The 13,037-nt window shown below is 29.1% G+C and carries 10 protein-coding genes; 6 read left to right on the forward strand and 4 right to left on the reverse strand.

Features of this window, described 5'->3' with window-relative positions:
- The first annotated feature begins 119 nt into the window (after positions 1-119).
- From H3143_RS00970 to H3143_RS00990, 5 genes are all read left to right on the forward strand, one after another.
- Complete coding sequence (locus H3143_RS00970) at positions 120-338, forward strand: hypothetical protein (RefSeq protein WP_182078969.1); 219 nt, start codon at positions 120-122, stop codon at positions 336-338.
- Positions 317-2,338 (forward strand): FIVAR domain-containing protein, encoded by a 2,022-nt coding sequence (locus tag H3143_RS00975; protein WP_182078970.1) that lies wholly within the window; start codon positions 317-319, stop codon positions 2,336-2,338. The genes H3143_RS00970 and H3143_RS00975 overlap by 22 nt, the downstream gene beginning before the upstream one ends.
- A 1,476-nt stretch (positions 2,339-3,814) precedes the next feature.
- Positions 3,815-5,737: a P68 family surface lipoprotein gene (locus tag H3143_RS00980; protein ID WP_182078971.1), complete on the forward strand. Its 1,923-nt coding sequence runs from the start codon at positions 3,815-3,817 to the stop codon at positions 5,735-5,737.
- 449 nt (positions 5,738-6,186) lie between these two features.
- On the forward strand, positions 6,187-8,055 hold the full coding sequence (locus H3143_RS00985) for a P68 family surface lipoprotein (RefSeq protein WP_182078972.1): 1,869 nt from the start codon (positions 6,187-6,189) through the stop codon (positions 8,053-8,055).
- A 385-nt stretch (positions 8,056-8,440) separates the two neighbouring features.
- Complete coding sequence (locus H3143_RS00990) at positions 8,441-8,884, forward strand: dUTP diphosphatase (RefSeq protein WP_182078973.1); 444 nt, start codon at positions 8,441-8,443, stop codon at positions 8,882-8,884.
- 82 nt (positions 8,885-8,966) lie between these two features.
- Here H3143_RS00990 and tsaB read toward each other — a convergent pair whose 3' ends face one another.
- Genes tsaB through H3143_RS01005 form a run of 3 tightly spaced genes read right to left on the reverse strand, consistent with a single transcriptional unit; the run spans position 8,967 to position 11,389 of the window.
- Positions 8,967-9,542: a tRNA (adenosine(37)-N6)-threonylcarbamoyltransferase complex dimerization subunit type 1 TsaB gene (gene tsaB / locus H3143_RS00995; protein WP_182078974.1), complete on the reverse strand. Its 576-nt coding sequence runs from the start codon at positions 9,540-9,542 to the stop codon at positions 8,967-8,969.
- Between the two features lies 1 nt (position 9,543).
- On the reverse strand, positions 9,544-10,482 hold the full coding sequence (locus H3143_RS01000) for an RluA family pseudouridine synthase (RefSeq protein WP_182078975.1): 939 nt from the start codon (positions 10,480-10,482) through the stop codon (positions 9,544-9,546).
- On the reverse strand, positions 10,475-11,389 hold the full coding sequence (locus tag H3143_RS01005; RefSeq protein ID WP_182078976.1) for a signal peptidase II: 915 nt from the start codon (positions 11,387-11,389) through the stop codon (positions 10,475-10,477). Before H3143_RS01005 ends, H3143_RS01000 begins: the two co-directional genes overlap by 8 nt.
- A gap of 132 nt (positions 11,390-11,521) precedes the next feature.
- Between H3143_RS01005 and H3143_RS01010 the strand changes: the two genes are divergently transcribed.
- The gene (locus tag H3143_RS01010) at positions 11,522-12,103 is read left to right on the forward strand and encodes a DJ-1/PfpI family protein (RefSeq protein ID WP_182078977.1); all 582 of its coding nucleotides are present in this window, start codon (positions 11,522-11,524) and stop codon (positions 12,101-12,103) included.
- Between the two features lie 83 nt (positions 12,104-12,186).
- Here the strand turns inward: H3143_RS01010 and H3143_RS01015 are convergent, their stop codons facing one another.
- Positions 12,187-13,002, reverse strand: a complete 816-nt coding sequence (locus tag H3143_RS01015; RefSeq protein ID WP_182078978.1) for an alpha/beta fold hydrolase — start codon at positions 13,000-13,002, stop codon at positions 12,187-12,189.
- Positions 13,003-13,037: the final 35 nt, after the last annotated feature.

The raw sequence follows: 13,037 nt of genomic DNA on the forward strand, positions 1-13,037 counted from the left end.
AAAATGTTTATATTTGAATAAAACGCTAAGTTAGTTAAATAAAATTATTAGTACCAGAATCTATAGTAGGTTCTGGTATTTTTTTTGATAAATAACACTAGCCCTGTGATGGATCAACTATGGAAATTATTCAAAACCCTTATTTTCTAGAAGAAGAAGAAGAAGAAGAAGAAGAAGAAGAAGAAGAAGAAGCTCCTAGACGCCTTGTGGTTTTGTGAGATCGGAGAAAATCAATCCGATTTATTACTTATTGAACTTTATATATTCGTTTTTGATGAAGATGTTTTTTATACAAATTCATCAAGTATAGCTTTAAGTGAAGAGAAAAAACATATTAAAGTTTGTTAGTTTATTAGGTATTGGTTCATTTGTAATGTTAGCAGCTGCTAGTTGTAGTCAAGCAGCTAACACTACACAAAATCCTAGTTCTAGAACTGAACTTGGTGGCGGTAGAATGATGGACATGTCTGGTGGTAATGCTAATACAAATAGCAACCAAGGTATGATGAATTCTGCTGAGACAGAATTAAATCTTGCTAGAGCTCAATTAACATCACTAATTGATTCTGAGAATCAAAATATTGTAATGTATGAAGATTACGCAAAGATTCAAGCTACCTTGAAAAAAGCATTCACTGATGCTAGAGATATTCTTGTTAAAACTGATTCAAACGCTCAAAGTCTTAAAGATGCTAAATCAACTTTAGAATCAGCTATTTCATCTGCTGAAAAAGAAAAAGCGGATTTTGATAAAGAAAATAGTGAATTAGTAACTGCATATAATAGTTTAAAAGAATCATTCAAGAATGGTGAATCTATTGTAGATACTTTGACAGAAGCAAATTATTCTGCAATTAAAAATAATCTTAACGACTTACTAAAGAAGGTTGAGCCTTTTATTAGAGCAACCTTGATTCCTGTTACTGGAGATACTCCCAAAGCTGAGGAAGTAACTGTCGCTAACACGCCTCTTGCTACTGCAATTAGATTAAATGCACCTTGAAAAGTAAATGCTGATCGTTTAGTTAATAGTTTTGTTAAAACTGCTTTAGTTAAGGATGGTTTAACTGGATTAACTGATAGTTATAATATGGCACAACCAGGTAACTATAGTTTTGTTGGTTATAGTGTTCCAGTAGACAGTGTTAATTGAAGCTTTGCAAGAAGACAAGTGTTTGAAAGTCTAGTTGCTCCTTTAGTAACTCCACCAGCAGAAAATGGAGTTCCACAACCTGCTCCTTTAACAGATGTTTCATGAGTTTATAGTTTATCTGGTGCAGCTAGATATAAACTAACCTTCCGTTATTTTGGAGCTAATCAAGATAAAGCTTATTTATATTTTCCTTATAAGTCAAATATGATGGATATGGAGAATAATTCGACTATGTTTGGACTTCAATATAGTTTAAATGGTGGCGCTGCTCAAGAAATTAATTTTGCACAAACTCAAGATTCTCATACAGGTGGTGGATCTAGCGGAACTGATGAAGGTATGAATAAATCTTCTGAAATCAACTTATTACCAACTGTAGATGATATCAAGATTGCTAGAATTGCTTTATCTAATTTGAAATTTAATTTAAATGAAGTTGAATTCAGTGTTCCTGAAGGAAAAGTTGCTCCAATGATTGGTAATATGTATATAACTTCATCTGATAGTGATGCTAATAAGAGCAAGATTTATTCAGATATATTCGGTAACACTCTTAATAACGAAAATAGTCCAACATCTGTAACCGTAGATCTATTAAAAGGTTACAGTCTTGCTACTAGCTACAATACCTATATTCAAAGATTTACAACTTTAAAAGAAGGTGATAGTGATGCAAATATCTCTAAACCAGTTTATTTAGTTGGATTTATCGGTGGCGCTCAACCACGTATTGGAAGTCAAAATATTCAAGTGTCGTCGTTTAAAAACGGAAATGAACACCCTAACGAAATTAACGGGAAAAGAACGTTAACAATTTATGTAAATGCCCCATCTGCAGGTGAATATAATATTAGTGGATCATATATTTCTGCAAATCGAACGATGGGTACAAATGATGCACACAGAATGGATACAGTAAGATCATTAACGTTTAAGACTAAAGAAGAAAATTCTCTTACGATTAATGTTATGTCAAAAACACATTTCATGTCTTTAGAATCATTTGATACAAGTAATAATTCTACTAGTGTTGGTACAACCCATGAAAATAGCGTGACGAAAAGAACAATTAAACTGGAACAAGGTCTAAATAAAATAGTTCTTAGTCGTGATACAGGAGATACTCCATTTATAGGAAATTTAACATTTACTTTAAGTAGTACTCCACAAGCCAATGCTAATTAATAAGGTTATGATAAAGTAAATTAGTAATAAATCAAATGAATGTTTATACTTTAAGAAAACGCTAAGTTAGTTAAATAAAATTATTAGTACCAGAATCGTAATAGATTCTGGTTTTTTTATTGTTAATAGGTCGGGTGGGAATTAATTTGTTTTTAAACAATACCTTATGCAACTAATTACTTTATAAGATAAAAACAATAAATAAATTATCGACTGTTATTGCTTTTAAATTGAATGAACGAGCTATATAAATAAAAAAAACTCACTCGAAAGGAGTTCGAATGAGTTAAGATAGATTGATTTATTTGTTATTAATGAATTTATATAGCACGACCCTTCAACGAGTTATACGTAAATATTATACACAAGATATTTGAGTTGTCAATAATGTTTAGTATTTTTTTTACAAAAAACAGCAGGTTGTGAATAATAGATTTTTATAGTCTCTAAAAACACACTAACAAAATGTTTTTACAAACTTTAAAAATAAGGAATCTATTGACTAATCTAACAATAATAGCTTTAGAATTCAAGTATATAAAATAAAAAACTCACTCGAAAGGAGTTCGAATGAGTTAAGATAGATTGATTTATTTGTTATTAATGAATTTATATAGCACTACCCTTCAACGAGTTATACGTAAATATTATAACTGATATTTTTGATCTGTAAAGTATTTTTTATAAAAATTTTTAAAAATTTTTAATTCTTCCAACTTTATATACTCACTCATTCCTTTTATTTATAAGGGTTATAGGTACTAATAATGTTTAAGAAGTTAATGTCATTAAATAAATAAGGAATGTAAACAAAACCACTAGTTAAATACAGATCATCTTTCTGTTGATCTGTTAACTTATTATCTTCTTTTATAAGTTTAAGGATCTTCCTACGAACAATATAAATATAAGAAATGATTAAAGCTATAAATAAAACTATTAATAAAACTCCTGGATAGAGCAAATATGTTGCTAGAATCTCAGTTTATGGTTTAGGAGTTTCTTTTCCTTGCAAGAAGTAAATAACACCAAATGTAGTCAATAGTGCTCCGATAAAAAATGTTATGTAGACAAGAAAAGAAACTATAAGGCGAATGATCGCTAATTTTTTAAGTAGGTGGTAATTTTCCATCGTTAGTTAGTTGAATGAAGTAAGTTAATCTAATTATGTTGTAAATATTTTTTAGAAAATGAGTAGACATAAAGACAATTGAAAAAGTTAACATTTCTAAACAAAATTTTGCTGTTTTTCTTTATTTCACAGATTAAATTTTATTTTTTAAACGATATAAATTTTGAAAATCAATTACTCATCATTTTCTTTGCAAGACTATTACTAAAAAATTTTAATATTTTTGGGTAACCAATAATTGACATTTTAGCGTTCTATGTAAACAAATCAATAATTAGCGGTGTAGATTAAAACAAGGGAAACCAGATTCAAAAAATAATCTTAAATAAAGATAGGAAGAATTTATGAGAAAAAAAACTAAATTTTATATGTATTCCGTAGCTGCTTTCAGCTCTTTAGGAATACTTTTATCTTCTTGTAGCACAGCAGCAACAGGTGCAGCTCGAGGTCAATCAGCAAGCACTCAAGGTGGTGGATCAGCAAGTACAGCTCCAAAAGGAGCGTTTGATGATAAGATCGTTATTCAAACTGCACAAAATAGATTTTTTCCACTAATGCACGCATTTAGTCAAATAGTTGATCTATATAACAAGCAATTTGCTAACACTCCAGGATTTTTACCTGTTGAATTACAACAAAGTGAAATGACTAATGCTACAAGTGAAGCACAATTAACTAATAATGTTGTAGGAAGTATTCGCTCTAATTCGCCATTAGTACCAAACATTATTTTAGCTAACCTAAACTCAGCTTATCGAATTAATAGTTTTAATCGCTTATTAGATTTATCAAATAACCCAATTATTAACGAAAACTATTTCGATAGTGATATCTACAACAACTTTAATAAGATACCTGGTGCTACAGAAAATAGCGATAAAGTTTTTGCAATTCCATTTAACTTAACAACTACTGACAGTTTAGTATTTAATAAGCCTGTAATGAACTTGCTGTTCAAATTAGTTAAAGATGGTGGTGGAATGGTAGATGAAAATTCTGAAATCTATAAAGAACTTAAGATGGAAGAAGGTTCTATGGATAAGATTCCTGCTAATAAAAAATGGAAAAATCTAGAGGTTCAAAATAATCAAGTTTATAAAGATGTAAAGGTTAGTGATGATACCTTTTCAAACCTTGAATCAATGTTTGAATTTGCTAAGAAATTTACAGACGGTCTTAAAGTAAAAGCAAACCCAGAAGCTACAGGTCAACAAAAAGATCTAAAAGTATTTATGTTAGATTTTGGTCCAGCTGTTTATCAAAAATATCTGTGATCGAAATTAGGTAATTCAAGACAGTCTTGATTATGAAACCTTAAAGTTGAAAACAATCAATTTGATTTAGATTTTTCTAATCTAAGAAGAACTACTGATAAAAATACAATTGGAACCACTTACGATTTCTTTAAGAATAGCTATACAACTTTAGGATTAAACGATAATCAAGTTTTAAAATCAATTTATTTTGGAACTGGTGGAACATCTGATTGAACGTCATGAGATATTAGAACATATGATACAGCTTTCGGTATCGCTCCACATGTAGGATGAAACCAATCAGTTTTATCTCCTTTCACAATTAGAACGTTTAGAGCTAGTAGAGAAGCTGTTACTCAACAAGAAATCGATAACGCAAAAACTAACTTTGCACCAGCAAGTGATGTTTTATGAAAGACTCAATTAACTAAATTAGATAAAAGCAATCCAAATAGAAACACCTTCTGAATTGGAGGTTCATCTTTAGTTGGTATTTCAACTTCTAAACAAAGAGATGAACAAACTAAGAAATTCTTAGAATGATTATTCAATAATGACACCAGAATTAATGTGCCAGATTCTCCATTAAATAACCTATCAGTAAATCAAATCTTAAACAGTGTTTCTTCTTACGATTTAACTTCTAAAGAAGCTTTATCTGAAACAGCTCAAAAAGCACTTGAAGCTACTATTGCTAAAGAACAAACCGAAGTTGATAAAGTAAAAGGCAACCCAACTCCAGAAACATTCAGTAATCCCGACTGATCAAGAATTTATTTAAACAAGGGTGCTTTATCAAGTTTAACGGACTGATTAACATTCAAAAAAGAATTAACTTCGGATCCTTCTAATAACTCAATTGCTTTCATTCATACTGATGATACAGCAAATCGAATCCTATCTATTCTTAACGGTGCAGTTTCAGGAATTACGAGAGCACCTGAAGCAACAAATTTAACTAAAGAAAACCTACTAACTCAAATTAATGGTGCTTTAGGATCAACTAATTAATAGATAAAAATAATACTTTAACAATTATCAAGTATTTCATAGTATTTTCGCTAAGAAATGCTTGATATTTTTTTGTAAATAAAACAAATTTAACGGTAAAAACGATTCATTTTACAAAGAAATATTACCAATTATTAAAGACATATTATTTGTCATTTTTAAAATAATTTTGTCGAAGAGTCATTCATTGAGATCCTAAATTTAATAAATTAAATTATCTCCATCTTCAATCCATACATTAGTTAAGACCCTTTGAAAAATGTTGCAATTTTCACATCACTGATTAATTTATTTTTCAATACTAGTTATAAAAAATATTGATTTCTGGGTAACCAATAATTTTCATATCAAGTTTTTATATGACCGAACGAACAATTAGAGGAGTAAAGTAAAAGGAGGAAAATAAGATTAAATATAAATTTAATCTAAAAATAAGATAGGAAAAATTAATGAGAAAAAGAAATAAATTTTATATGTATTCCATTGCAGCTTTAAGCTCATTGGGAATATTTCTATCGTCATGTACTGGAGCAGCACGAACTGCACCAAAAGGAGAATTTGACGATAAAGTTGTAATTCAAACTGCACAAAACAGATTCTATCCATTAATGGCAGCATTTAGCCAATTAGTTGATCTATATAATAAAGAACACGCTAATACACCAGGTTTTTTACCTGTTGAATTACAACAAAGTGAAAAGACCAATGCTTCTAGAGAATTACAATTAACTAATAATGTTGTAGGAAGTATTCGTTCTAATTCACCATTAGTGCCAAACATTATCTTAGCAGATTTAAATGCAGCTTATGAGATTAATAGATATAATCGTCTATTAGATTTATCTAATAGTCCAATTATTAACGCTAACTATTTTGATAGCGATCTTTACAATAACTATAACAAAGTTACTGGATCTGATCAAAATGGTAATAAAGTTTATGCTATTCCTTTTAACTTAACAACTACTGATGGTTTAGTATTTAATAAACCTGTAATGAGTTTAATCTTTGACATGGTAGAAAAAGGTGGTGGAACTGTTGATAAAACTTCTGCAACCTACAAAGAGCTTCATCTAGATAATTACATGACTAAATTAGCAAATAAAAAGTGAAGCGATTTGATGGTAAAAAGTGCAGATGTTTATAAAGATCTGTCTGTTAATGATAAGACGTTTTCAAACCTAGAATCAATGTTTGAATTCTCTAAAAAATTTACCGATGGTTTACAACTAAAATCTAATCCAACTGTTACTGGCCAACAAAACGATTTAAAAATCTTTATGATCGATTATGGTTCAACTATTTATCAAAAATATCTGTGAGCTAAATTAGGTAATTCTAAAGAATCTTGATTGTGAAATCTAAAATTAGACGGTAACCAATTCGATTTAGATTTCTCTAACATAAGAACACCTGAAAAACAAAAGATAATTGGTGACACTTACGATTTCTATAAGAACAATTACACATCATTAAACTTAAATGATAAACAACTATTAAAATCAATTTATTTTGCAACTAATAGAGGAAACGATTGAGCTGGATCAAATATTAGAGACTTTGATACAGCCTTTGGTATTGCTCCTCAAGTAGCATGAAACCGTACAGTTGTATCTCCTTATGTAATTAATAGATATAGAGATGATGCTAATAAACCTGTTACTCAACAAGACATTAATAACGCTCTAGCAAAATTCCCAGCTGAAAACGAAGTTTTATGAAAAACTCAAGTAACTAAGTTTGATCAAAATAATCTAAATAAAAACACATTCTGGATCGGGGGATCTTCTTTAATTGGGATCTCAACTTCTCAACGAAGAGACGAACAAACTAGAAAATTCCTAGAATGATTATTCAATAACGATACTAAGATCAATGTACCTGATTCTCCACTTTACAATCAATCAATAAATCAGATTTTAAATACGGTTTCTTCTTATGTTTTAACTTCTAAGCAAGCTTTATCTACACAAACAGAACAAACACTTAAAGATAACATTGCTAAAGAACAAGCTGAAGTTGATAAGATTAAAGACAAACCAACAGTAGAAAACTACAATAATAAAGACTGATCAACAATCTATTTAAACAAAGCATCTTTAGCTACACTACAAGACTGATTAACATTTAAATCAGAATTAACTAAAGATCGTACTAATAATTCAATTGTGTCTATTAACACAAATGATAAAGCTAATGGAATTCTATCTATTATAGATGGTGCGATTTCAGGAATTACTGCATCAGAACAACCATCTAATTTAACTAGAGAAAATCTACTTAAACAGATTAATGATGCTTTAGGTCCAAATAATTAATAGAGCAAAATAACACTTAAACATTTATCAAGTATTTCATAGGATTTTTACCTAAGAAATACTTGATATTTTATTTAGAAAAATAAGAGGAATTTACGGTAAAAATGGATAATTTTAGTAAATAAATTTGATATGAGAAAAGGCTAATTCTTTTTACAATCATGTTTATTAATAAGAATGAAAATTAAATGTACAGTTTCAACTCAATCGTATTTAAATCTATAGTAAAGACTTTTAGAAGACCATAAAAATTCAACAACAAAAGAACTATTAATATTGAGTTAAATGACTGTTTTAAATCAAAACACTATTTTTAAAAATTATCATTAATAATACTTGATGGAAAAGTTACTCAATAATAAATAACTAAGAATAGGAAGCATAAATGATAACAATTAAATACACCATTGAAAACGAAGGTAATTACACCTTAAAAAAGGCATATGATGGTGATGGTGGATATGATATTCAAATACCAAACGATTTAACTATTGAATCATTAGAAACCAAAATCATTGATACAGGAGTTATCTTTGAATTACCTCATAATATTCATGCTCAATTTATGGTGAGAAGTTCAGTAGCTAAAAAAGGAATTATTCTAGCTAACACGATAATTGATAGCAATTATCGTGGACATACATTCTTAATAATTACTAACGCTAGTAAAACTACTCAACACTTTAGTGCTGGAGATAGAATCGCAAGCGTAATGTTTATTGATACTAGAACTATAGATGCAAATATTAAACTAGATAAGGTGTTACCAGATGAAATAAACAAAATAACTTCTAGATCTGATAAAGCATTTGGGTCTAGCGGAAAATAAATAATTGATTTAAAAAAATATAAAGAAAAATCGGCAAAAATGCCGATTTTTTGTTTTTAATATGACTTTTATTGTTTCTAAACTATAACGGGTCTTTCAAATAAATTGGTTTAATATTTTCTAGTTCTGTTAATTCAAAATTGTTGATGTTATTGATTAAGTTTTCAAAAATATCTACGTTAGTGAAATTTTTGAAAAGGGAAAGATCATTATTCTTTTTGCATAAGTTTTCATATTCTTCATCATCTACGATTTTTATCGTTCCTACGTTGCCACGATAAATACTTACATATTGCTTATTTGATTTAGCATCAATACATGAAATTCCTTCTCCATAAGGAACTTGAATCTTAAGATTTGAAATCGTATAGACTTCTAATGATGGATCAACTGTCTTTCATGTTTTGGCTATATTTGTTCCAACTCTTACCCCACTAAATGAACCTGGTCCAAGTGTTACATAAAGTTTTCTAATCGATTTAGTTTTAATCTTATGTTCTGCTAAAAAATCTTCGATTTTACTAATTACAATATCAACTAAATTCTTATGGATTTCAATAGAAGTGTAATAATAGATCTCTTCTTTTTCACTATCAAAGATAGCAAGATTGATCTTATCTAAACAAGTGTCGATAAATAAAGAATATTTCTTTAACATACTAATTATCAAATAGTCCTTTTAGTTCTTGGTTTAGGTCAAGATGAACATCGAATAGTTTTTTCATAAAAACTTCATCAGGTTTTACTTCAAAGAATAACGGTACGTTAGTTGTTGGGTGAGTCAGTTCTAATTGATAAGCATGTAAAAACTGCTTATAATCAGTTCTTTGTTCTCCTTTAACTCCGTATAGTGGATCGTTAACAATATTATGTTTGATGAAATCCATGTGAACACGGATTTGGTGAGTTCTACCTGTTAATAACTCACATTTGATTAGTGCATACTTCTTATTTTGATCAAGTACGTAAATCTTTGTAATCGCGTTCTTAGGGTTTTTGGTGTTTTCAACCCCAAACTTTAAATCATGATCTTTTAGATAACCGATTGGTGCATCAATTACAGCTCTTAATTCATTAAACGGATAATGAACGATCGCTAAATAATAACGCTTCATTGTTCTTTTAGTTATCTGTTCTTGAATTTTTTCAAGCGCTTTAAAGTTCTTTGTAGCAACAATTAAACCCGTTGTATCTTTATCTAATCGGTGAGCCAAATAAACCTTTTGTTTATTGTTGTGATACATCAAACAATTCAATAAAGTATCAGGTTCATTATGAGTTGTTGGATGAGACAACATATTAGTTTCTTTATTAACAATAATTAGATCATCGTCTTCATAAACGATATCTAATTTTTTGTTAAAAGGTAAGATCTCATTACTTACTTTATTAAAGATACTTTCATCATATTCAAGTTCAACTACATCGCCAACTTTAAGAACAAAATTGTTCTTATTTACCAGTTTTTTATTAACTTTAACTAAATCATTAAGAATTAAAAATGATGTCTTATTCCTAGATAAATCTAGGTTATAAGTTAAGAAGATATCTAAACGAATTTTTTCGCTATCGTTATTAACAAAAGTATGTTTAGGCATTGTTTTCTACTTGTTTACACTTCTTAGTGTAATAGCACTTTTCATTGAAACGTGAACAAGCTAGAAAACTAACTTGTTTGTCGTCAACTTTTTTAATCATTTCATTTTTACAGATTAGACAGTTTTCTTCGTTTTCTACAGAGATTGGTTTAGCATTATTAATTAGATCAATGTATTCACACTGTTCATTTGAACAAATCACTTCTTTTTCATGAATCATCATTTTATGATCACAAAAAACACATTTGTGATCATCTCATTGATTTCATTTACTGCGTTCTTGTTCAGGAACGCTCTTTCAGCCATGAAGTTGTTTGTTAGTTGTTGAACTTGACTTCTTATATTTATTCTTTAAATCCATGAAGACATCTACAACAAACATGACAAAGATTAAAACAAACCCTGTAACAATACAGATATCAGAGAAGTTAAAAATTGCTGATGATTTAAAGAATTGGAAATAGTCTAAAACTGAATTGTTTTCAACCATTCCATTACTTAAAGTAATTGGAATTGATCGATCAATCACATTTCCCAACCCACCAAATGTGATTAAGGGTAACAATCCAATTAAGGCTTTATTTTTGGAAAAAATAAAGGTAATCAAAAAGATGATTGTTAATAAGATCTGTAACAAATAAGGTACAACAGGATTTTGATTAAATAAAGAAAACCCAACACCTGAATTGGTAATCACATTAATCGTGATAAACCCATTAGATGAAGTATATCCAATCCCCAGTTTTAAGAAATAATCCCTTAAAACAAAAACAATTAATAAGATAACAAATCCCATTAGTACTAGAATGGGATATTTGATCTTGATTAGTTGTTTGGTATTTGCAGCCTTGAACTGTCTAATTAGTGTATCTTTAGTTTTACTAAGATATCTTTTAAAAGTATACATGGCAAGATTTTAAAATATTTTGATTTTAAAATATATAATTACCTTTTTTATAAATGTTAAAATATTATCAATATTATGTGAGATAGAGCTATCTTTAGAGCAGTTTTGTCTCTAATGATGGTGATGATATAAATGAAAAAAAATATTAAAAGACAAATCAGAATCGCTGCAATAGTTGCCACTGGAGTTGATGATTTAGAATTGATCATTCCAACAGATCTATGAAGAAGAGCTAGATTTATTGTTGACTACATTTCAATTGAAAAAAAGAATAGTGTTACTTTAGCACAAGGAACATCAATTAAGTGTGGATTGACAATTGATAAGTCTAACTTAATGCAATACAATGCGATTTATCTACCAGGAGGGTTAGGTTGTAAACGTTTTGGTGATGACCAAAAGTTAACTCATTACTTAAGTAAGTTTAATGAAAAAGACCAAACTACTCCACGCTATATTTTAGCGATTAACGAATCACCAGTAATTCTTAAAAACCTAGGTTTATTAGATAACAAAAAAGTAGTAGCTAATAAAGAACACAAAGATATCATTGGATCTAATTTTGATTCAAAAGTAAATGTGTTGTTGTCTGATAATATCATAACTGCAAGAGCAACTGGTCACGCAATGGATTTTGCGATTGAAACAGTTAAGATATTAGCAACTAAAAAAGAAGCTGATGATTTAGCTAAGATGATTTCTTACCAAAGATAGAAATCGTCTTTTTTATCTGATAACGAATTAAGAAAAATATGAACCATATGTATGGTTCATATTTTTATTTGTTGTTGTTAATTCTACTTCTCAAAAGTTGGATCAACGTTTTTAATAAAACTTGACATCAGTTGATAAAATTCTTGTGGGTGTTCGTAAAAAGGTAAGTGGCCTGAGTTTTCAATAAAAGCAAACTGAATATTTGGATTTAACGCTTTGATGTGGTTATAAGAATCATTTGGAATCACAATCTGATCTTCTTTACCAAAGATGATTAACATTGGTTTAGTAGTACTCTTATAACCAATATCACTTAGTTGACTCATCTCTTCTAGAACTCTGATTTCTAATAATGGTTTTAGTGATTCTCTACGTTCTTTATCCATATTAAATTCAGCTACTGCCATTTCATCCATCTTGCCTTGGAATTCTTTAACAGGATCAAAATAAAGCAGGTAATAAAGTTGTTTCATTCCTTCAGGACTTTCAGGACTCAATTTTGAGATATTATCAAGATTACTTAAAATTGATCCATTAGCTGGAGCTTCTAGAATACTTAACTTAATTCTTTCAGGAATTAAGCTATTCATAATAGCAGACAACCCCCCACCCATTGAGTGACCAATTAGGATTACATCTGTAAGATCGTGTTTTTCAAAATAAGCTTTGATTACCTGAGAAAAATAAGCAATTGATAATTGACTTGGATCATAGATTTTGCTCTCACCATGACCAGGTAGATTTAGTGCATAAAAACTGCAATTATCATAGTGTTCTCACAGTTTTCTTTTTATCTTAAAATTAGAACCAAACCCATGTAAAAACACCATTTTGTGTTTTGCATTGGGTCTGATTAACTCCATGCTTTCGATTTGTGATAGATCAATTTGATACGACATACTGTTTTCTTTTCTAAGGTAATTTTACACCCTTT

This window comes from Mycoplasma tullyi, assembly GCF_014068355.1.
GTDB lineage: Bacteria > Bacillota_I > Bacilli_A > Mycoplasmatales > Mycoplasmoidaceae > Mycoplasmoides > Mycoplasmoides tullyi.